Here is a 21237-nt window from a genome sequence, read left to right on the forward strand (position 1 = left end):
CCGTACGTGATGAAGCGATTCCCTTTCCTCCGGGCGGACTTCACCGCCTCCCTCGTGGTCTTCCTCGTCGCCGTCCCGCTGTGCGTGGGGGTGGCGGTCGCCTCCGGCGTCCCGGCCGAACTCGGCCTGGTCACCGGCATCGTCGGCGGTCTGGTCACCGGGCTGCTGCCCGGTAGCAGCCTCCAGGTCAGCGGTCCGGCCGCCGGCCTGACGGTGCTGGTCTTCGAAGCCGTCAAGGCGTACGGACTGGGCGTGCTCGGCGCCCTGGTGCTGGCCGCGGGTCTGCTCCAACTGGCCATGGGTGCCCTGAAGTTGGGGCGCTGGTTCCGGGCGATCTCGGTCGCGGTGGTGCAGGGCATGCTGGCCGGCATCGGGTTGGTCCTGATCGCCGGGCAGCTCTACGCCCTGGCCGACGCCAAGGCACCGGGCAGCGGACTGGCCAACATCGGGTCGTTGCCGCAGCTGGCGTGGGACACCGCACGCTCCGGTCCGGCGCTCGCCGCGCTCGCCGTGGGGGCCGGCACCGTCGCCGTCCTCGTACTGTGGCCCCGCTGGCGGCCCGCGGCACGGGTCCTGCCGGCGCCGCTGGCGGCCGTCGCCCTGGCCACCACCGCGGTCTGGGCGCTGGACCTGCCGATCGCCCGGGTGCAGGTCAGCGGACTGTTGGACGCGATCCAGCCGCCCGGGTTCGCCGACATCGGCCGGCTGACCGAACTCGGCGTGCTGGGCACGGTGTTGGCGTTCACACTGATCGCCTCCGCGGAGTCGCTGTTCAGCGCGGCGGCGGTGGACCGGCTGCACGACGGGCCGCGGACCGACTACGACAAGGAGCTGATGGCCCAGGGCGCCGGCAACACGCTGTGCGGGGTGCTCGGCGCGCTGCCGATGACGGCGGTGATCGTGCGCAGCGCCGCCAACGTCCAGGCGGGTGCCCGGACCAAGGCGTCGCGGGTGCTGCACGGGGTGTGGTTGCTGCTGTTCGCGGCGGCGTTCCCGGCGGCGCTGGGCGTGGTGCCGGTCGCGGCGCTGGCCGGTGTGCTGGTGCACGCGGGGTGGAAGCTGATCCCGCTGCGGGAGTTGAGGCCGCTGTGGCGGGCACACCGCGGTGAGGCGGTGGTGCTGTGCGTCACCGCGCTCGCGATCGTGACGGTGAACATGTTCGAGGGCGTGCTGATCGGCCTGCTGCTGGCCGTGGCCAAGACCGCCTGGGAGACCTCCCAGGCGCACCTGGAGGTGCACGTGCCCAGCGTGCCCGGCCCGGTGCGGGTCAGGGCCGTCGGCAACGCCACCTTCCTGCGGCTGCCCAAGCTCCTCGACCAGTTGGAGGCACTGCCCGCCGACCGGGACGTCGAACTCGACCTGAGCGGGCTGCGGCACGTCGACCACGCCTGCGAGGCGGCGCTGGCGAACTGGGCCGAGCAGCACCGCCGCAACCGGAGCCGGGCGGTCGAGCTGGTCTCCTGAACCGGGCGCCCGCGGCGGCGCCGCGGGGCGCGCGCCCGGCCGGGGACAACGGCGTTCCCGGCCGGGCGCGACGGCCCCAGGCGACGCGGCGGACGCTCGTCGCGGCGCCGGCGGAATGATCCGGCCCGTTCCGCCGTTCCCCTCGTACCGGAAGAGGTCGACGAGAAGGTGGACGACATGCCCCTGCACGGAACGTACGAGCCGAGCCCCACCGCGTGGGTCCGCGATCAGGTCGCGTTGTACGAGGAATCCGGCGGCACCCGGGGCACGACGCTGCGCGAACTGCCGGTGATCGTGCTGACCACCCGCGGCGCCAAGTCCGGGAAGCTGCGCAAGAGCCCGCTGATGCGGGTGGAGCACGACGGGGCGTACGCCGCGGTCGCCTCCCTGGGCGGCGCGCCCAAGAACCCGGTCTGGTACCACAACCTGCTCGCCGACCCCCGGGCGGAGCTCCAGGACGGCCCGGTCCGCCAGGACATGACGGCCCGTGAGGTCACCGGCGAGGAGCGGGCCGCGTGGTGGGCCCGGGCGGTCGAGGCGTTCCCCGACTACGCCGACTACCAGCAGAAGACGGACCGTCACATTCCGGTCTTCGTACTGGAACCGGCGGCGACCCCGCACTGACGCCCGCGCGCCCCGCGCCGACCGGCGATCAGCGAAGGCGCGTGCCACCCCGCCCAGGCCCGTGGCCGACGCCCGTCAGAGCGTCACCAGGGTCACCTCGGTGGCCTTGACGCTGGTCCAGACGGCGGCGCCGTCGGTGAGCCCGAGTTCCAGGGCCGCCGCCGGCGTGATCTCGGCGACGAGATCGGGCGCTGCGGGCGAGCCGATGACGACCCGTAGCCGGCTGCCCGCGGCGGTGATCTCCCGCACGGTGCCGGGCCAGACGTTGCGTGGACTGCCCACGGGCTTCTCGACGTGCACCGCGACCGCCTCGGGGGCGATCACCGCGAGCGCGCGGGTGCCGTCGGGGAGCGGGTCGGCGGCGACCAGGTGGCCGCCCTCGGCGAGGGTCAGCCCGTCGCCGGCGGCGGTGCCGGGCCAGGCGTTGCGGCCGAGCATCCGGGCCACCCACGGGGAGCGCGGCTGCCGGGTGACCTCGGCGGGCGGGGCGTCCTGCAAGGCCCGGCCGCCGTCCAGGACGAGGACCCGGTCGGCGAGCGAGACCGCCTCGACGGGGTCGTGGGTGACGATCAGGCAGACCCCGCCGAAGCCCGCGAGGTGGCCGCGCAGGGTGTGCCGGACGTGCGCCCGGGTGGTCTGGTCGAGGGCGGCCAGCGGCTCGTCGAGCAGCAGCAGCCGCGGCCGGGCGGCCAGCGCCCGGGCCAGGGCGACGCGCTGGGCCTGGCCGCCGGAGAGCTGCGCGGGCCGGCGGTGGGAGAGCGGGCCGACGCCGAGCCGGTCGAGCCACTGTTGCGCGGTGCGCCGGGCCTCGCCGCGGGGGACGCCCTGGGCGCGCAGCCCGTAGGCGGTGTTGGCCAGTGCGCTCAGGTGCGGGAAGAGCGCCCCGTCCTGGGGGACCCAGGCGACGCCCCGGCGGTGCGGGGGCAGTGCGGTGACGTCGGTCTCCCCCAGCTGGAGGGCGGCCCGGGCCCGCGGCGTCAGTCCGAGCAGGGCCCGCAGCAGGGTCGTCTTGCCGGCGCCGTTGGGGCCGACGACGGCGATGGTGGTGCCCGGGGCGGCCTGGAGGGAGAGCTCGGTGAAGCCGGTGACGTCGGCGTGCAGCGGCCAGCGCTCCGCGGGGGACGGCATCGGCGCGGACGGCTCCTGACGGCCGTCGCCCGCGGCGCCGTCCGCCGGCTGCGCGCCGGTCCCGTCCGGCCCGGCGGAGGCGCCGTCGGCGCGCCGCCCGGCGCGGGCGGACCGGTCCGCCGGCCCGCCGGTCCACCGTCCGCGCAGGCACACCAGCACGGCCATGGCGATGACGAGCAGCAGCAGGGAGACGGAGGTGGCGGCCTCCGGGGAGTCCTGGAGGAGGAGGTAGACCTGGAGCGGGAGGGTCTGGGTGGTACCGGGCAGGTTGCCCGCGAAGGTGATCGTCGCGCCGAATTCGCCGAGCGCGCGGGCCCAGGTCAGCGCGGCACCGGCGGCCAGGCCGGGGGCGACCATCGGCAGGGTGACGGTGCAGAAGACGCGCACCGGCGAGGCGCCGAGGGAGGCCGCGGTCTCCTCGTAGCTGGGGCGGAGGCCGGCGAGGGTGCCCTCCAGGCTGATGACCAGGAAGGGCATCGCGACGAAGGTGGCCGCGATCACCGCGCCCGAGGTGTGGAACGGCAGGACGATGCCGAAGGTGTTCTCCAACCAGGGGCCGAGGAGCCCGCGGCGGCCGAAGCCGAGCAGCAGGGCGACACCGCCGACGGTGGGCGGCAGCACCATCGGCAGCAGCACCAGCGAACGGACCAGCACCTTGCCCGGGAAGTCGACCCTGGCCAGCAGCCAGGCCAGCGGGACACCCAGGAGCAGCGACAGGCCCAGCGCCCAGCACGACACCAGCAGCGACAGTCGGAGTGCTTCGAGCACGCCGGGGCTGGTGAGGTGGGTGCCCAGGTCGCCCCAGCTGGTGCGGGCGAGGATGCCCAGCAGCGGCATCAGCAGGAAGGCGACGGCGAGCAGCGCGGGGACGGCCAGCGCGGCGGGGGTGCGGGCACCGGGCACGCGGCGGCGGCCGACCGGCGCGGCGGCGGGGGTGCTGAGGCGGCTCATCGGGAGTCCTGGGATCGGGGCGGGGGCGGCTCCGGGCGGCCGCCGACGGACGCGGCGGCGGGGTGGGGGCCGCCCGCTCCCCCGAGCCGGGCGGCCCCCACCCCGCACGGGGTCACGGCTTCTGGAAGCCCGCCTGCTGGAGGAGCTTCTGCGCCTCGGGAGTGCTCAGCCACTTCACGAACGCCGCGGCAGCGGCGGAGTGCTGGGAGGACTTGAGCGTGGCCGCCGGGTAGGACGCGACGGCGTTCTGCGCGTCGGGGATGTCGATGGCGTCGACCTTGGTGGGCGCGGTGGCGGCATCGGTCTTGTAGACGATGCCGGCGTCCGCCTCGCCGAGTTCGACCTTGCTCAGCACGGCCCGGACGTTGGGCTCCTGCGAGACCGCCTTGACGGTCAGCTTCTGGGCGTCCAGGACCTTCTTGCTGTACCGGCCGACCGGCACCTCGGGGGCGGCCAGCACGACCTTGAGCTTGCTGTCGGCGAGGTCCTTGAGCGCCCCGATCTTCTTGGGGTTGCCCTTGCCTGTGGCGATGACCAGGCGGTTCTTGGCGATGATGGTGGGGGCGCCGGTGTCCGCCTTGAGCCCGTCCATGGTCTTGGTGTCGGCGGTGACCAGGGCGTCGGCCGGGGCGCCCTGCTTGACCTGGGCGGCGAGCTCCTGGGAGCCGGCGAAGGAGAAGGTGACCTTGGTGCCCGGGTGCTCCTTCTCGTAGACGGCGCTGGCCTTCTGGAAGACGTCGGTGAGCGAGGACGCGGCGAGCACGGTGAGCTTGGTGGTGCTGCCGGCGCTGCTGCCGCCGTCCTTCTTGGCGTTGTCGTTGCCGCCGGAGCAGGCGGCGAGCGGCATGAGGAGGGCGGCGGCGACGAGCGCGGTGGCGGTGCGGCGTCCGGTGAGGAAGGGGGACATGGTGCGGGACTCCTTGCTGCGCGGGGCGAGCGGGTCGCCCGAGCGGATGGGGACATAGCCGCGCCGTGGACGGGCGACGCCGCTGGGTGGCCGACGGTCCGGGGGACGTTGGGGGCGGACCGCCGGAGGGTGGCGTGGGGGAGCCTGGGGGGTCAGGTGCGGTCGATGTGCACGCTGGTGGACTTCACCCGTGCGACGGCCTGCATTCCGACCTCCAGGCCGAGCTCTTCCACTGCTTCGCGGGTGAGCAGGGACACCAGACGGTGCGGGCCGGCCTGGATCTCGACCTGGGCGGCGACGTCGCCGAGTGTGACGGCGGTGACGATGCCCGGGAAGGCGTTGCGGACGGAGGTGTAGGCGTCGTCCTCCTCGCCGCCGGCGGACTGGCCCACCTCGATCGAGAAGGCGGCCAGGTCGCGGCCGTCGATGAGGCGGCGACCGCTCTCGTCGCGGTGGGTGGCGACCCGCCCGGCATCCGCCCAGCGGCGGGCGGTGTCCGGGCTGACGCCCAGCAGACGCGCCGCCTGGCCGATTGTGTAGGACTGCATGTGCGACAACATATGAGGTATTGGCTCGTATTTACAATCCTTTTGGCATTCCTCTATAGCAGATGCAAGGCCAATTGGAGGAAGGGACAAGCGCGAGTTCCGGCCATCGGAAATCCGGCCGCCCGGCGCGGCGGCCCGCTCGTCACCCGCACCCAGCAGGCCGAATCCCGCGCGGAATCCAAGCCCGGAGCGGATTACAGTGCGAGGGACAGAAAGAACAAGAGGGATATTTCCGTAGCCATTCGAGCCGCACGGCATTCCCCTTCACCGGGCCGCGTCCGACCGTCCCGAATGTCGCCGTACGACATCGAGTCCCACCGGCGTCCGGCTCCGTGGCATTCCGCCGCACCGCTCGGTCTTCCCCGTAGGCGCGCCCCCACACGTCCCGTACCTCTCGCACCGAGGAAGTGGTTCCCCATGAGCCTCAGCATCCGCAACCAGCTCTCCGGCACGGTCCTCACCGTCACCCCCGGGGAGGTGATGTCGACCGTCGTGGTGCGGCTCTCCGGCGGCCAGACGCTCACCGCCGCAATCACCGTGGAGGCCGTGCACGACCTGGGCATCACGGTCGGTGCACCGGTGCGGGCGCTGGTGAAGTCCACCGAGGTCGCGCTGACCACCGGCCCGGTCGACGGGCTCAGCATCCGCAACCGGCTCCCGGGGACCGTCGTCGCGGTGACCACCGGCGGCGCGATGGCCGGCGTGAAGGTGGCCGTGCCGGGCGCGGAACTGACCGCCGCGATCACCAAGGACGCGGCGACCGACCTGGGGCTGGCCGCCGGCTCCGAAGTGACCGCGCTGATCAAGTCCACCGAGGTCGCGCTGGCCGCCGAGGGCTGAGCCAAGGCCCCTGAGGGTGGGCCGACCGCCCCGCGCCGCGGCCGGCGCGCGGAGCGGCCCGCCGGCGGCCGCGGCCGCGCCCGCCTACCGCTCCCGCGGCTCGGGGCAGGGGCCCACCCAGATGCGGGTGATGGCGCTGATGTACCGGGCGCCGCAGCGGTCGGACGGCACCACCAGTTGGCTGCCCGCGGCGTCCAGCGGCTCCCCGTCCAGCGCGGTGGCCAGCAGGATCGGGGCGTTGCCGAAGTCGGCGTCGATCTCCGCCCAGGACAGCACGGTGTGGTGGCCGTCGCCGCCGGTGACGGTCAGCAGGAAACGGGAGCGGTCCTTGCGCCGCCGGGCGTCGAAGGCGGGCCCCGCCTCGTCCAGGACGTCCCGCAGCAGCGGGCCGTCGAAGGTGTGGTGCTGCGGCCCGTTGGTGGCACAGTCGAAGACCACCGGGGCGTGCCGCTGCGGCCAGCGCGCCCGCAGGTCGGCGACGGTCAGCGTGAGCGGGCGGTGCAGCTGGCCGCCGATCAGGAAGCTTCGCACGGCGGGCGGGGCGTCAGCGGACGGGCCGCGGACGGCGACGGGGCGGGGCGGCGGGCTGAGTCGACTCATTGGTGTCCCCCTGGAGACGATCCGCGCGGCGGCTGCCTCCCTGTGATGCCCCAGCGGCGCATGACTCAATCACATATGCCATCCGCTTACACATGTTTCCCTCGCGTAAGTGAGGCGAATGGGGGCAAGAGGGTGGCAGGTCCGGGGCCCCCGCAGTGCCGCCCCGGACCTGCCGCCGCCGCACGGGCGGCCGCATCCGTCACACCGAGCCCTCCCGCGACGGATGCGCCCGGGCGGACCAGCCGCCCGCGCCGCCGGCCTCGCGGTGCTCGGCGAGGGCCTGCCACACCTTGTCCCGGAGGAAGGGCACCTCGGTGAAGCGGATCCCGGTGGCGTCGCGCAGCGCGTTGCCGAAGGCCGGGGCGACAGGGTTGAACGGGCTCTCGCTCATCGACTTCGCCCCGAGCGGCCCGATGGAGTCCGAGGTCTCCATGAAGTGCACCTCGGTGCGCGGGACGTCGGCGTAGGCGGGCAGCCGGTAGCGGCGGAACGCCGGGGTGAGGACCTTGCCGCCGGAGTCGACCAGGACCTGTTCGAAGAGGGTGGCACCGAGCGCCTGGGCCACCCCGCCCTCGACCTGGCCGCGGCACTGCATCGGGTTCATGACCTTGCCCGCGTCGGCCGCGTGGACGCTGCGCAGGATCTTGATCTCGCCGGTGTCCGGGTCCACGGCGATCCGGAACCACTGGGCGTTGAAGGCCACCGAACGCGGGGAGCCGCCCCAGTGTCCGGCCGCCACCAGTTCCACGTCGCGCTCGCGGGCGGCCTGGTGCAGCTCCTTGAGCGAGACCGTGCGCCCGGCGCACTCCACGGCGTCGGTCAGCAACTGGCACTGGCTGCGCGGGGTGCGGGCGTACTCCGCGGCGAACGACAGGATCCGTTCGGCCAGGCCGTTGGCCGCGCGCATCACGGCCTTGCCGGCCACGACGGTGCCGGCCGAGCCGAAGGCCCCGGTGTCGTGCCGGACCACGTCGGTGTCGGACTGCCGGATGACGATCCGGTCGACGGTGGTGCCGAGCGCGCCGGCGGTGATCTGCTTGTGGACGGTGGTGGTGCCGTTGCCGAACTCGGCGGTGCCGACGGCGATGTCGTACGTGCCGTCGTCCAACAGGGCCACCGTGGCGTCGGCGTAGTGCCCGCCGGGCGGACCGGTGGCGATCATCGACATCGCCGTGCCCTCGCCGACCAGCCAGCCGTCGGGGGCGTCCGCGGCGCTGCGGTCCTCGGCGATCGCGTCGCGGACGACCTTCAGGCACTGGTCCAGGCCGTAGCTGGCGATGTGCAGGTCCTCCTCCTCGCCACCGGGGCTGATCATGTGCTCCCCGGGGCCGATGATGTTGCGTTCCCGGAAGACCAGCGGGTCGATGCCCAGGCGGCGGGCGAGTTCGTCCATGGTCGATTCCACAGCGAAGGTGACCTGGCCCAGTCCGTAGCCGCGGAACGCCCCGGCCGGTACGCAGTGGGTGTAGACCGAGTAGGCGTTGACCTTCTTGTGCGGCGAGCGGTAGACGGCCATGGACTCGCCGACGCTGTGGAACATCACCGCCGGGCCGTGGTTGCCGTACGCGCCGGTGTTGGAGACCACCCGCAGCTGAAGGGCCGTCAGGGTGCCGTCGCGCTTGGCGCCGGCCTTGATGCCGATGGTGAACGGGTGCCGGGTGGTGGCGCCGAAGAACTGCTCGGCGCGGGTGAACTCCAGCTTCACCGGCCGGTGCAGCCGCATCGCGGCCAGCACCACGACGTCCTCGGCCAGCATCTCCTGCTTGCCGCCGAAGCCGCCGCCGACCCGGCCGGCGACCACCCGCACCCCTTCCTCGGGCAGGTCGTACAGGGCGCACAGGGCGCGTCGGGTGAGGAAGGGCACCTGGGTGCTGGAGCGGACCACGATCCGCTCGCCGTCGCCGTCCTCCTTCTCCTCGAAGTAGGCGACGGCGCCGTGGGTCTCCAGGCTGGCGTGCTGCACCCGTTGGGTGCGGAAGGTCTCCTCGTAGATCACGTCGGCCTCGGCGAAGCCCTGCTCGACGCTGCCGATCTCGCCGTGCACCTCACCGACGACGTTGTCGTCGGGACGGGAGATCCGGCAGGTCTCGGAGTCCTTGGAGTGGACCACCGGGGCGCCGGGGCGCATCGCCTCCTCCGGGTCCAGGACGTGCGGCAGCACCTCGTACTCGACCGCGATCCGGCGGCAGCCCTCCTCGGCTGCGCCCTCGCTGTCGGCGACCACGGCGGCCACCCGCTGTCCGACGAAGCGGACCACGTCGTCCAGGACCCGGGTGTCGTCGGGGTCCTCGGTGGGGTGCTCGTGGCGGGCCGAGGAGAACAGCCGCTCGGGGGCGTCGCGGTGGGTGAGGACGAGGTGCACGCCGGGGACGCGCAGCGCGTCGCTGGTGTCGATGGAGACGATCCGGGCGTGCGGGTGCGGGGAGCGCAGCAGCTTCATGTGGAGCAGCCCCTCGACCTCGATGTCGAAGGTGTAGCGGGCGGTTCCGGTGACCACCTGGGGGCCGGCCGGGGCACCCAGGTTGCGGCCGACCGACTGCCCGGGGCAGGGCTCCTCGACGTGGGTGACGCCGCGGATCGCGTCCTCGATCGCCCGGTAGCCGGTGCAGCGGCAGAGGTTGCCCTTCAACGCACGGGGAAGGTCGGTGAGTTGGTCCTCGTCCAGTGTGGACGTGGTCATCAGGAAGCCGGCGGTGCAGAAGCCGCACTGGAAGCCCTGGGCGCCGAGGAACTTGCTCTGCATGGGGTGCAGTTCGCCGTCCGGTTCGGCCAGGCCCTCGACGGTGGTGACCCGGCGGCCGTCGGCGCGGACGGCCGGGTAGAGGCAGCTGTGCACCGGCTCGCCGTCGACGTGCACGGTGCACGCCCCGCAGTCCCCGGCGTCACAGCCCTTCTTCACCCCGAACCAGCCGCGGTCGCGCAGATAGGTGCGCAGGCACTGGCCGGGGCGCGGTTCGGCGTCGAAGTCCCGGCCGTTGACGTGAAGGGCGTAGCTCATCGGACAGCCTCCCTGGCGGACGGCGAATGGGGGGTGAGTTCGGCCCGGACCTCCTCGGCGAGGCGGAGCGCCATGTGCCGCCGCCAGGCGGGCAGGCCGTGGATGTCGTCGAACCACTCGGGCTCGGTGACGGCCCCGTCGAGGGTGCCGTGCAGCACCGCGGCGGTGGGCGGGGTGGGGAACCAGAGGCGGAACGGACGGACGGTGGCGGCCGTGACGGTGATCGCCAGCGAACCGTCCAGGGGGTCGAGGGTGCCGATGACCAGAGCGCCGGAGCGGCCGAGTCCGTAGAGGGAGACCTGCCGGAACGCGGTCCGGCAGGTGAGTGCGCGGGCGGGCAGGGTCACCGAGCGCAGGAGTTCGCCCTCGCCGAGGTCCTTGCGCCCGGCGCCGGTGACGAAGTCGGCCACCTTCACCCGGCGCCGGCGACCGTCCTGGGCCTGGAGCAGGCAGCTGCCGTCGAGCGCGGCGGTCAGCGAGATCATCGGTCCGGCCGGCAGGCCGTTGCAGAGGTTGCCGCCGAGGGTCGCCATGTTCCAGATCTTGAACGAGGCCAGGAAGGCGCGGCAGCACTGCTCGAAGAGGGGCGCGGCCGGCACCGGGAAGGTCGCGGCGAAGCGGGAGAGCTGGGCGATGGTGCAGGTGGCGGCGATCTCCAGGGAACCGTCCGGGAGCCGGGTCAGCGGCTCCCAGCCCATCCGGCTCAGGTCCACCAGGCGCCGGAGCTGCGGTTGGGGTTCGGAGAAGAGGTAGGTGCCGCCGCCCAGCCAGGCGTCGCCGGTGCGCCAGGGGGCGCGCTGCCGGCCGTCCCGCACCTCCAGCACGGTGTTCAGGTCCATGACGCCGAGTGAAGCAAGCGGCAGGCGGGCCGCACGACTGGTCCGCAGCACGGAAAAGGCACCAAGGTCAGGGTCCGGAACTGGATGATTCACCAAGAGGTATATCGACTGGAACCCCTGGCATTTACGATGCCAGGACCCACATTCGCCTCGTGAATGTGAGATGCCGGGTCCTTCGCCCGGTAGCCGTCCAAGGAGCCACCACATGCACGTCCACGATCTCCTCCAGCTCGATGCGCTCGACCTGACCCTCCTGTGGGGCGAGGAGCCACTGCTCACCCAAGAGGTCAGCGGGGTCACCGCCACCGACCTGGAGGACCCCGCCCGGTTCCTCCAACCGGGAGAGCTGGTGCTGAGCGGGCTGGTGTGGTGGGCCCCGGGGGACGACCGGGAGAAGGTGGACCGCTTCGTGGCGGCGCTCGCGGACTCCGGTGCCGCCGCGCTGCTGGCCGGCGAGGAGACCCACGGCAAGGTCCCCGCCGTGCTGGTGGAGTCCTGTCGTGCGCACCGCGTCGCCCTGGTCGCGGTGGCCGCGCGCACCACCTTCCGGGCCATCACCGAGGCGGTGTACCTGCGCCGGTGGGGCGACCTCAGCCGCCGTCCGGCCGGCCACTACGCCCTTCCGGAGAACGTGCGCAACGAGCTGGCCGGGCTGCTCGCCGGGGACGCTGCGCCCGACGCGCTGCTGGACCGGGCGTTCGCGCACCTGGGCGGCCCGGCCTGCTATCTGCTGACCGCCACCGGCCGGACCCTCGCCCGGACCCCCGACGCGCTGGAGCCGACCGCCCGACAGGCCCGGCGGTACCTCACCGCCGGCGTCGGCAACACGCTGCGGATCGAGGGGGACCCGGGACCGTACGACGCCTGGTTCCTGCACCTGCGCGGCGCGGACGACGCGCCGCCGCGGGTGCTGCACGAGATCGCCGAGGTCATCGCGCAGTACCGGCACCACGAAGCGGCGCGCGGGACGGCCGCGCGCCGGGCGACGGACGCCCTGTTGGCCCTGGTCGCCGCGGGCGCCGCCGAGGGGACCGCGTTCGATGCGGCACTGCACGCCTGCGGGCTGCCAGCGGACGGCCCGTTCCGCGTGGTGGTGGCCGCCGCGGACGGCACGGAGCCCGAGCAGGTGGCCCGGGCGCTGGCCGAGGCGCTGCGGCACTCCCCCGGGCCGCCGTTCGCGGTCGGGCTGCTGCCGGGCGGCGACGCGGCCGCGGTGGTGACCGGCGACGAGGAGTCGGCGCCGGCCCTGGACGAGCCGTGGTCGGCCCTGCACGCCTGCCGCCCGCAGGCGCCGCTGCACGCCGGGGTGAGCGGTCCGGTGACCGTCGCGGACCTCAACTCGGGCCTGGAGCAGGCGCGTTACGCCCTGGCCGCGGCCCGCGCGGCGGCCCCGGGCGGCGCCGGGGTGTCCTCCGTCGACGAGCTGTCCACGCTCGGCTCCCTGCTCTCCGGGGTACCGGACGAGGTGCGGACGGCGTTCAGCAGCCGGGTGCTCGGCCCGCTCTCGCGCGGGGGCAGCGCCTCGCACCGGATGCTGATGGAGACGCTGGAGGTGTTCCTCGCCCAGCACGGGTCGTGGGCGCGCACCGCGGAGATCCTCCACCTGCACGTCAACACCGTGCACTACCGCGTCCAGCGGATCGAGGCCCTGACCGGCCGTGACCTGTCCCGGCTCGACCACAAACTGGACCTGCACGCGGCACTGCTGTGCCGCTGAGCGGCGGGCCGGCCGGTGGCCGGGCTCAGCCGCGCTCGTCCGGCCGGTCCACGTGCACGTGGGTGGACTTGATCCGGGCGGTGGCCTCGACGCCGACCTCGATGCCGAGGTCCTCGACGGCCTCCCGGCTGACCACCGCCACCACGCGGTGCGGCCCCGACTGGACCTCGACCTGGGCGATCACGTCGTCGAGGGTGACCGCGGTGACGATGCCGGCGAAGGCGTTGCGGACGGAGGTGCGGGCCTCGCCGGGGACCGGGTGCGCGCCGGCGGCCCGTTCCTTGGCGAAGGCGGCCAGCCCCACCCCGTCGATCACGCGGTTTCCCACCCCGTCCCGGTCCATGCGCAATTGACCGCCGTCGGCCCAGCGACGAACGGTCTCCGAACTCACGCCCAGCAGCCGCGCTGCCTGGCCAATGCTGTACGAGGGCACGTCGGCACTCTAAAGGACCCGAGAACCGACCCGGGCGTCACATCCGGTCGTGGCCGGCCCGCCGGTCGGCGCCGGCGCCGCGCCCTTGGGGCGGGCGCCGGCGCAGCGCCTCGGTCAGCTCCTCCAGTGCCGGCAGTGCGCCGTGGAGCCGGCGTTGCCGAGCGGCGTCGAGCCGGCCGATCTCCTCGGCGAGGACGCCGGCCGTCTCCCGCCGCACCGCGTTGAGCAGCGCCCGGCCGGCGTCGTTGAGGCTGATCAGGCTGGCGCGCTGGTCGGCGGGGTCGGGGCGGCGGGCGATCCAGCCGCTGCCGTCGAGTTGGTCGACCATGCGGGAGGTGGTGGAGAGCGTGATGTTCATCCGCGCGGCGAGTTCGCCGATCCGCAGCGGGCCGTGGGCGGCGAGCGCGGCCAGGGCGGCCAGCCGGCTGGGGGTGAGGTCGGGGTGCGGGCTCTGGCTGCGCAGCAGCGGCACCAGTTGCTGGAGCACCGTGCGCAGCCGCCCGGCCAGTTCCGCCGGGCCGCCCGGCGGTTCGCTCCCGGGAGCGGGGCGGTCAGTCATGGGGGGCTCCCGGTGGCGTGCGGCCCGGGGGTGGGGCGCCGCCGGGCGGCGGGTCGGCGGTCGGCGGCGCGGGGACCGGCGGCGGTGCGGGGACCGGCGGCGGTGCGGCGGTCCGGGGCGGGACCGCGGCCGGGGTCGGCTCCGGGCGCCGGGGCCGGGCGTCCGCGCGGGCCCGGTCGTCGTGGACATACCGGCCGCCGCGCAGGAGGGAGGCGACGGCGGCGATGAGGCAGGCGGCGATGGCGAAGTCGAAGGCGACGGCCAGTCCGTCGGCGAACGGCGCGGAGATCAGCTGCGGGAAGAACTCCCGGCCGGTGAGGTATCCGGCGTGGCCGGCCGGGAGCTGCGCCAGCACGTGCGGGCCGAGCAGCGTCTGGACCGGGTTGTAGCCGAGCAGGGAGGCGAAGAGGACGCCGACCGGGGGCAGCGCGGCGATCCGGGCGACGTCCGCGGCCGGGACGCCCTGGGCGGTGAGGCCGCTGGTGAGCGTGGTGGGCAGCGAGCCGGCCAGGCCGGTGATCATCAGCGAGAAGAAGATGCCGATGGACAGCACCATGGCGGAGTTCTGGAAGGTGGTGCTGATGCCCGCGCCGACCCCGCGTTGGTCGGGCGGCAGGCTGTTCATCACGGCGGCCCGGTTGGGCGCCGCGAACAGTCCCATGCCGATGCCGTTGAGGAGCAGGATCACCGCGAACGCCGGGTAGGCGAAGTCGACCGGCAGGGCCTGGAGGGCGGCGAAGCTGCCGGCCGCCAGGAGCATCCCGCCGGTGGCGAAGGTGCGGGCGCCGAAGCGGTCCGAGGCCCATCCCGACACCGGGCCGGCCACCAGGAACCCCAGGGTCAGCGGCAGCATGTAGATGCCGGCCCACAGCGGGGTCTCGGCGAAGCCGTAGCCGTGCCGGGGCAGCCAGATCCCCTGGAGCCAGATGATCAGGACGAACATCAGGCCGCCGCGGCCCAGCGAGGCGAGCAGGCTGGCGACGTTCCCGGCGGTGAAGGCGCGGATCCGGAACAGTCGGAGCCGGAACATCGGCTCGGCGACCCGGGTCTCGACGCGGCAGAAGAGGACCAGCAGGGCCACTCCGCCGGCGAGCGCGGCGAGCACGACCGGGTTGCTCCAGCCCATGGTGTGCCCGGCGTACGGCTGGATGCCGTAGGTGATGCCGGCGAGTACGGAGACGAGTCCGGCGGCGAAGGTGAGGTTGCCCCACCAGTCGGGCCGGGCCGGGGTGCGGATGCCGGTGTCCCGCAGTCTGAGGTAGGCCCAGACCGTGCCGAACAGCCCGAACGGGAGGTGTTTGCTTGGCCGCAACCAAGTTTTCCGCTTCCAATCTAAGCCTGTCCGGGACCGCGGACCAGACCTCGGGGCCCTACGGGGCACGACGGGCGGAGCGGGTCGCCCGCACCGGGCGGACCAGCGGGCCCCGGGGCAAATGTCACCGAACAGAGCAGTCCGGTGAGCGGTCCACCCGAACTTCGGCCTGCCGCGACCGCGCGCACCCACCGGTCACCGGGCACCGCACACCGCCGCCCCAACTCCCCTTCCTCGTCACCTAGTTACCGAGAAGTCGCACGCCACCTCCGCCAACGGGGGCCAATCGGCGCGTCCTCGACGCACCCTCACCACTGGATTAGTCCGGTTTGCGGCGGTTTCTGGCGAATGTCAGCCTGAAAGCCCATTCGTCGAAGGAGTTGATCGCATGGTTACGGATCGCACCGCACCGATCGAGACCGCTGCCCTGTCCGCCGAGGTCGAGGGGCTGCTCAGCCCCGCCGAGCCCGACGGTGTCTACCGCGATACCCGCGAGTGCGGAGGCGGGCTGCTGCTGCTCGGCCTGCTGCTGCTCTCGACCCCCAACCCCCGCCCGAAGTCCGGCGTTCGCTAAGGGGAATCGTGTTGGCTGAACAGACGCAGGGAGCAGTCCCGCTCAGCGCTGTGATCGCCGATGCCGCAACCGGGGTCGCCCTCGCCCTCCAGGGTGGGGGCGACCCCTATGCGCTCTCCCGGATCCTGCGACAGGGCGACCCGCTCGCCCCGGCCGCGGTCCGGGTCCTGGGCGCCGACGCGCTCGCGCCGTACGCACTGGAGCACCGCGCGGTGCCGGTGGGTGCGGACGACGAAGCGGTGGTGCGGCAGACACTGGCGACCTTCCCGCCGGGCGCGGACGCCTCCGACGTATCGGCATGGAGCTACCGCGGGCTGGTGGAGGCGACGCACGCCTACCTCCCCTCCCACGCCCGGCCTTGGCCCCGGCCCCCCGAGGCCCGCACCGAGTGGACCGGCACCGACCCCTGGCCGCAGCTCGCCCACCGGGTGTCCCAACTCGCGGCCCTGGCCCTCCCGGGCCTCGCCGCCGACCTTGAGGAGCAACTGACCGCACGCACCGACGACTTGGCCCGCGGATTCGTCCGGGCCGTACGCCGCCGCGACTGGCTGCAGGCCGCCGGGGTGGGCCGCTGGCTGGCCCGGCTCCCCGACGTGCCCCCCACCCTCGGGCTGGACGCCGGCCTGGCCTTCGTCCGACAGATGGGCGGCGGCGACCCACGGGTGGCCCTGCACGTGGTGGCCGCGCAGCGGTTCTTCGGGCGGGGCTGGTGACCGCCGGCCGGGGCGACCCGGACCTGCTGGACCGGCTCGTCGCGGGCAGCCTCGGCTGGCTGACCACGATGCGGGACTTCTTCCGCCTACCACCGGACACGACCACCGACGCCGACCCCAACCGCACCCTCAAACCCCTCGGCGAACTGGCCGAACTGACCCAGCTCATCGCCGCCTCGCACCCGTGCGCGGAACTCCGGGAAGCGGCGGACCGGTTGTTCGCCTTCGCCTGGCGGGAGACCCGCGCGGGTGCGCTGTTCGCCGAGCTGATCCGCGGGGAGCCGTACGCCACCTACCCGGTGGAGATCTACGGGGTCTTCGCCCAGGCCGGGCTGCGGCACCCGGCCGTCGAGGAACTGGTGCTGACCACGACCGGGCTGCGCGGCTGGCGGGTGGCCCGCGAGGACCACACCCGCACCCTCGGAGTGCTCAACGCCGAGCGCCGGATCGGCCTGGCCCAACACGCCGACTTCGACGCCGAGTTCGCGCACAGCGGGCTCGGACTGCTCCCGGAACCCTGGGCGCTGGACCGCAAGGCGGCGTACGGCCTGACCCACGACGTCTTCCACCTCACCGACTGGGGCCGCAACCGCCGGCGGTTGGCCCCCGCGGCCGCCGGCTACCTGCGGCTCTGGCTGCCCTCCTGGCTGGAGAACTGGCAGGAGGAACAACTCTGGGACCTGGTGGGCGAGTTGCTGGCGGTCGCGGCCTGCCTGCCCGCGGCCCCGTACGACGCGACCGCCTGGCAGCGGCTGGCCGCCGCGCAGGCCGCCGACGGCAGCGTGCCCGAGACCGGTGCCGCGCCGCGCCCGACCGATCCGGCCGAGGCGTTCTGGGCCTGCTACCACTCCACCCTGGTGACCGCGTTCGCCGGCACCCTCGCCCGGATCGCCTCGGACGAGGCCGAGACCGACGCCGGCCCACTGGTGGCCGGGAAGACGGCGGCGGTGGCCGGACCGACCCCCTACGAAAGCGAGGCTGCGCTGTGACCGCGACGGCTGCGTCCCTGGCCTCCCCGGCACTGCTCCACCAGGTCGGCGACCGGGCCCTGAGCTGGCTCGACGCGCACCGCGACTTCTTCCGGCTGACGCCCGAGGACCGCGCCACGGGCAGCGCGACGATCGAACGGCTCAAGCCTATCGGCGAACTCGCCATCAACATGCAGGTGCTGTTCCGGGAAGGCGTGGCCGGCTCCCGGCAGCGCACCCGGGCCGGTGCACTGCTGGACTTCGCCTGGCGGGAGCTGCTCGACGGCGGCAACGTCCTGGCCGCCCTCCAACAGGAGGAACCGCACTCCCCGGTGCCCTTGGAGGTCTACGCGCCGTTCCACGAACTGGGCCACCGCCACCCGGGTCTGGAGGCGGCCCTGGCGGTGACCCGGCGCACCGCTACGTGGACCGCGCTGGAGATGGCGCCCAACCGGCGCCTGGGCGTGCTCAACGCCGAACGCAAGATCGGACTGACCCCCAGCACCGACCCCGACCAGGCACTGGCGCGCACCTGGCTGGGCCAGTTGCCCGAGCCCTGGACGGTGCAGCTGCACATCGCGTACGACGTCACCCACACCGTCTTCCACCTCACCAACTGGGGCGAGGCACCGGACCGGATCCCGCCCGACGTCGCCGCCTACCTCACCCGGTACCTGCCGGCCTGGCTGGACGACTGGGCCGACCTCGAACACTGGGACCTGCTCGGTGAACTCCTGGTCGTGGACGCCTGTCTGCCCCGCCCCGCCTTGGACGCGCGACTGTGGGAGCTCTACGCCGCCGCCCAGGACGCGTCCGGGGCGATGCCGATCCGGCACGCGATGCCCGAGGGCGATCCGGACCTGGTCTTCGACCAGGTGCACCACCCCACCCTGGTCGCCGCGTTCGCCTCGGCCATGGCCACCTCCCGCGCGCTGACGTCCACCGTCGGCTGATGCGGTCCCCCTCCGGCAGCCCGGCGCTCGCGGACCGGCTGGCGTACGCGCTGACCACCGTCGACGCCCCGGACGTCGTCCTGGCCGTCACCCGGCAGGGCCGCCGCACGGTGGTCAGCGGCGGCACCGCGCTGGCGCCGCCGACCTCCCGTCAGGACCTGCGCTACGAACTCGGTTCGCTGTCCAAGACGTTCACCGTGCTGCTGCTCGCGGACCTCGCGGCCAACGGCGTGCTCCGGTTGGACGATCCGCTCACCGCCCGCCTGCCGCGGCTGCCGCTGCGCCACCCGTGGTCGGGCCGGATCACCCTGCGCCACCTGGCCACCCACACCTCCGGGCTGCCCCGCGTCCCCACCGACCTGCTGATCGGCGCGCTGGTCCGCCCCTACGAGAACGGCTACTGCGGCTACGACACCGAGCGGCTGCTGCGCACCTTCGCCCGCACCCGGCCCCGGCACCGGCCCGGCACCCGCTGGCGCTACTCCAACTTCGGGCTGGCGCTGCTCGACCCGGCCATGGGCCACACGACCGGCACCGCCTACCCGGACCTGTTGGCCACCCGGGTGCTGAAGCCGCTCGGCCTCACCGGCACCACCCTGGCGCCCGGCGCCACCGGCACCGAAGCGGTCGGCCACCGCACCAACGGCACCACCCCCGTCCAGAGCACCGACATGGGGGCCTTCGCCGCCGCCGGCGCGGTCCGCTCCACCCCCGACGACCTGCTCACCTACCTGGAAGCGCACCTGTACCCGGAGGGCAGTCCGCTGGCCGGGGCGCTGCGCGCGGTGCGGACCCCGCTGCTGCGGCGCGGCTGGCGGCACCACAACACCCACACCCTGACCTGGTACCACCACCCGGCGGCGCGCGGCCCGTTGCTCTTCCACGTGGGCGCGACCTTCGGGCAGCAGGCGTTCCTCGGCTTCCACCCGGCCTCAGGGACCGGACTGGTCGCACTGGCCACCCGCCGCGGTCGCAGCTGCCGGCTGGTGACCACCGCCTACGAGCTGCTGTACACACTGGCCGGCGACGACGGGTAGGGCCGCCGGCGCGGCGCTCAGAAGTCGCCGGCGAGGATCCGGGCGAGCAGCAGCTCCGGGTTCTGCTCGGCAGCCCGTTGGAAGGCGGCGGCGTACGCGGCGTCGCCGATCGCCGCGCGGGCCCGCCGCTCGCACTGTTCGCGCACCGCGCGGAGTTCGGGGGTGCCGCGCTGCGGGTGCCCGACCGTGCGCCAGAACGCCTGGCCGCTGCCGTAGACCTGGGCGGCCGACGCGCCGTCCCCCTGGGCGGCGACCGCGGCGGCCAGCAGGTCCAGGCCGAGGGCGATCCCGAAGTTGTCGCCGATGCGCCGCTTGGCGGCGAGCATGGCACGGGCGTGGCCCGCGGACTCCTCGGGCCGGTCCTGGAACAGCTCGATCAGGGCGAGCTGGTAGTCGGTGTAGGAACGGGACCAGTACTCGCCGCGTTCGACGCACCCGTGGCGCAGCACGGTGGCCGCGTCGCGGGCCTCGTGCAGCCGCCCCAGGGCGGTGAGGGCGAACAGCCGGACGAGGTGGCAGCGCAGCCGGGCGGCGGAGTCGAACGGGTCGTCCGGCGGCGGGCCGAGCACCTGGCCGGCGACGGTGTGGGCGGTCAGCGGGCGGCCGGCCATCAGGTGGGTGAGGCCGATCAGGTAGCCGGCCGCGAGCACCGCGTCGTGGTCGCCGCTGTCCCGGGCGGTGCGCGCGCACTCCCGCCCCAGGGACTCGGCGGTGTGCAGTTCGCCCTGGAGGAGGACGGCGACGCCGAGCGCCCACAGGGCCCGGGTCCGGGCGGTGCCCTCGGCGTCCTGGGCGGCCTGGGCGGCCAGGGCGCGCTCCAGGTAGTCGCGGGCCTCGTGCAGGTGGCCGCAACAGGTCCAGAAGAAGCCGATGGCCGCGGACAGCTCCTGGGCGCGGGCCGGGGCGCTGCCGAGCAGGTGGTCCAGCGCGGTGCACAGGTCGACGTACGACTCGGCGACCCGCCCGTACCAGGTGACCTGGTCGGGGCCGAGCCAGCCGAGTTCGGCGCGGCGGCCGAAGCCGACGAAGTGTTCGGCGTGGCGGTCGGCGACGGTGACCGTCTCGTCCAGTTCGGCGAGCCACATCCGGCCGTATTCGCGCAGGGTGTCCAGCATCCGGAAGCGGTTCCCCTCGCGGCTGACCACGGATTTGGCGGCCAGGCCGGCCAGCGCGGTGCGCACCCCGTCGGAGGTGAGGGGCCCGTCGGCGCAGACCGCCGCCGCCGAGCCGACGTCGAAGGTGCCGCGGAAGACCGACAGTCGGGCCCACAGCAGCCGTTCCAGCGGCGCGCACAGTTCGTGGCTCCAGCCGATGGCGGTGCGCAGGGTGCGGTGGCGCGGGGTCCAGGGCATTCCGGTGCCGTCGAGGGCGTCGAGGCGGGAGCCGAGCCGCTCGACGACCTGGGCCAGCGGGCGGTGCGCGAGCTGGGCGCCGGCCAGCTCCAGGGCCAACGGGATGCCTTCGAGGCGCCGGCAGATGAGGGCCGCGGCATCGGCGTTGAGCGGGTCGGCGAGCCGGAGGCCGGGGGCCGCGGTGCCGGCGCGCTCGGTGAACAGCGTGAGCGCGTCGTTGGTCCCGGTGCAGGGCAGCGGGCCGATCTCGGTGATCCACTCGCCGGCGACCGCCAGCGGCTGCCGGGTGGTGACCATGACGGTGACGCCGGGGGCCGCGGTGAGCAGGTCGCCGACCAGGTCCCGGCAGGCCGCGACGAGGTGTTCGCAGGAGTCCAGCACCAGCAGCAGGTCCTTGTCGGCGAGCCACTCGCAGAGCGCGGCCACCGGGGTCCGGGCCGAGTGGTCGGCCAGCCCGACGGCGTCGCAGACGGCGGCGACCAGCAGTTGGTCGCCTTGTAAGGGCCACAGCGGGGCCCAGTGGACCCCGTCGGTGAACCGCGCCGCGGCGGCTTGGGCGGCCCGCATCGCGATCCGGGTCTTGCCCACGCCACCGGGCCCGGTCAGGGTGATCAACCGATGCTGCGTCAACTCGCTGTTCAACTGCCGAAGTTCGGCTCGCCGGCCGACGAAGCTCGTCGATTCCTCGGGAATGTTGCTCGCCACCGGCCCAGTTTGCCC

The 21237-nt window shown here is 74.1% G+C and carries 19 protein-coding genes; 9 read left to right on the plus strand and 10 right to left on the minus strand.

The window, feature by feature from the left end:
- Positions 1-9: 9 nt before the first annotated feature.
- A complete protein-coding gene (locus ABD385_RS08925; protein WP_344574515.1) occupies positions 10-1464 on the plus strand; it encodes a SulP family inorganic anion transporter in 1455 nt (484 codons plus the stop codon).
- A 177-nt stretch (positions 1465-1641) separates the two neighbouring features.
- Positions 1642-2088 (plus strand): nitroreductase family deazaflavin-dependent oxidoreductase, encoded by a 447-nt coding sequence (locus ABD385_RS08930; RefSeq protein ID WP_344574516.1) that lies wholly within the window; start codon positions 1642-1644, stop codon positions 2086-2088.
- 75 nt (positions 2089-2163) lie between these two features.
- On the opposite strand, the gene ABD385_RS08935 is transcribed toward ABD385_RS08930, so the two are convergent.
- The 3 genes from ABD385_RS08935 to ABD385_RS08945 all read right to left on the minus strand — a co-directional run bounded on the left by ABD385_RS08935 (position 2164) and on the right by ABD385_RS08945 (position 5622).
- Positions 2164-4167, minus strand: coding sequence for an ABC transporter permease (locus ABD385_RS08935; protein ID WP_344574517.1), 2004 nt, complete (start codon positions 4165-4167; stop codon positions 2164-2166).
- Positions 4168-4279: 112 nt separating this feature from the next.
- A complete protein-coding gene (modA, locus tag ABD385_RS08940; protein ID WP_344574518.1) occupies positions 4280-5074 on the minus strand; it encodes a molybdate ABC transporter substrate-binding protein in 795 nt (264 codons plus the stop codon).
- A gap of 152 nt (positions 5075-5226) precedes the next feature.
- Positions 5227-5622 carry a TOBE domain-containing protein gene (locus ABD385_RS08945; protein WP_248014480.1) on the minus strand — a complete coding sequence of 132 codons (396 nt, stop codon included), beginning with the start codon at positions 5620-5622 and terminating at the stop codon, positions 5227-5229.
- 417 nt (positions 5623-6039) lie between these two features.
- Between ABD385_RS08945 and ABD385_RS08950 the strand changes: the two genes are divergently transcribed.
- On the plus strand, positions 6040-6462 hold the full coding sequence (locus ABD385_RS08950) for a TOBE domain-containing protein (protein WP_344574519.1): 423 nt from the start codon (positions 6040-6042) through the stop codon (positions 6460-6462).
- 84 nt (positions 6463-6546) lie between these two features.
- Here ABD385_RS08950 and ABD385_RS08955 read toward each other — a convergent pair whose 3' ends face one another.
- The 3 genes from ABD385_RS08955 to ABD385_RS08965 form a co-directional block, all read right to left on the minus strand.
- Positions 6547-7062, minus strand: a complete 516-nt coding sequence (locus tag ABD385_RS08955; protein WP_344574520.1) for a molybdopterin-dependent oxidoreductase — start codon at positions 7060-7062, stop codon at positions 6547-6549.
- Positions 7063-7261: 199 nt separating this feature from the next.
- Positions 7262-10060 (minus strand): molybdopterin-dependent oxidoreductase, encoded by a 2799-nt coding sequence (locus ABD385_RS08960; protein WP_344574521.1) that lies wholly within the window; start codon positions 10058-10060, stop codon positions 7262-7264.
- The gene (locus ABD385_RS08965) at positions 10057-10899 is read right to left on the minus strand and encodes an FAD binding domain-containing protein (protein ID WP_344574522.1); all 843 of its coding nucleotides are present in this window, start codon (positions 10897-10899) and stop codon (positions 10057-10059) included. The genes ABD385_RS08960 and ABD385_RS08965 overlap by 4 nt, the downstream gene beginning before the upstream one ends.
- A 205-nt stretch (positions 10900-11104) precedes the next feature.
- Between ABD385_RS08965 and ABD385_RS08970 the strand changes: the two genes are divergently transcribed.
- Complete coding sequence (locus ABD385_RS08970) at positions 11105-12616, plus strand: helix-turn-helix domain-containing protein (protein WP_344574524.1); 1512 nt, start codon at positions 11105-11107, stop codon at positions 12614-12616.
- Positions 12617-12641: 25 nt separating this feature from the next.
- Here the strand turns inward: ABD385_RS08970 and ABD385_RS08975 are convergent, their stop codons facing one another.
- From ABD385_RS08975 to ABD385_RS08985, 3 genes are read right to left on the minus strand one after another with little or no spacing between them, the layout of a single operon-like run.
- A complete protein-coding gene (locus tag ABD385_RS08975; protein WP_344574525.1) occupies positions 12642-13049 on the minus strand; it encodes a TOBE domain-containing protein in 408 nt (135 codons plus the stop codon).
- 37 nt (positions 13050-13086) lie between these two features.
- On the minus strand, positions 13087-13608 hold the full coding sequence (locus ABD385_RS08980; protein WP_344574526.1) for a MarR family winged helix-turn-helix transcriptional regulator: 522 nt from the start codon (positions 13606-13608) through the stop codon (positions 13087-13089).
- Positions 13601-14920 carry an MFS transporter gene (locus tag ABD385_RS08985; RefSeq protein ID WP_425585374.1) on the minus strand — a complete coding sequence of 440 codons (1320 nt, stop codon included), beginning with the start codon at positions 14918-14920 and terminating at the stop codon, positions 13601-13603. The genes ABD385_RS08980 and ABD385_RS08985 overlap by 8 nt, the downstream gene beginning before the upstream one ends.
- A 388-nt stretch (positions 14921-15308) precedes the next feature.
- Between ABD385_RS08985 and ABD385_RS08990 the strand changes: the two genes are divergently transcribed.
- From ABD385_RS08990 to ABD385_RS09010, 5 genes are read left to right on the plus strand one after another with little or no spacing between them, the layout of a single operon-like run.
- Entirely contained in the window at positions 15309-15494 is a 186-nt protein-coding gene (locus ABD385_RS08990) for a hypothetical protein (RefSeq protein ID WP_344574527.1), read from the plus strand.
- 11 nt (positions 15495-15505) lie between these two features.
- A complete protein-coding gene (locus ABD385_RS08995) occupies positions 15506-16207 on the plus strand; it encodes a hypothetical protein (protein ID WP_344574528.1) in 702 nt (233 codons plus the stop codon).
- On the plus strand, positions 16204-17196 hold the full coding sequence (locus tag ABD385_RS09000) for a DUF6895 family protein (RefSeq protein ID WP_344574529.1): 993 nt from the start codon (positions 16204-16206) through the stop codon (positions 17194-17196). Before ABD385_RS08995 ends, ABD385_RS09000 begins: the two co-directional genes overlap by 4 nt.
- A complete protein-coding gene (locus ABD385_RS09005; protein WP_344574530.1) occupies positions 17193-18128 on the plus strand; it encodes a DUF6895 family protein in 936 nt (311 codons plus the stop codon). Before ABD385_RS09000 ends, ABD385_RS09005 begins: the two co-directional genes overlap by 4 nt.
- On the plus strand, positions 18128-19165 hold the full coding sequence (locus ABD385_RS09010; RefSeq protein WP_344574531.1) for a serine hydrolase domain-containing protein: 1038 nt from the start codon (positions 18128-18130) through the stop codon (positions 19163-19165). The genes ABD385_RS09005 and ABD385_RS09010 overlap by 1 nt, the downstream gene beginning before the upstream one ends.
- 17 nt (positions 19166-19182) lie before the next feature.
- Here ABD385_RS09010 and ABD385_RS09015 read toward each other — a convergent pair whose 3' ends face one another.
- Complete coding sequence (locus ABD385_RS09015) at positions 19183-21222, minus strand: ATP-binding protein (protein WP_344574532.1); 2040 nt, start codon at positions 21220-21222, stop codon at positions 19183-19185.
- Between the last annotated feature and the right edge of the window lie 15 nt (positions 21223-21237).

It is taken from the genome of Streptomyces lunalinharesii, from assembly GCF_039532155.1.
Classification (GTDB): domain Bacteria; phylum Actinomycetota; class Actinomycetes; order Streptomycetales; family Streptomycetaceae; genus Streptomyces; species Streptomyces lunalinharesii.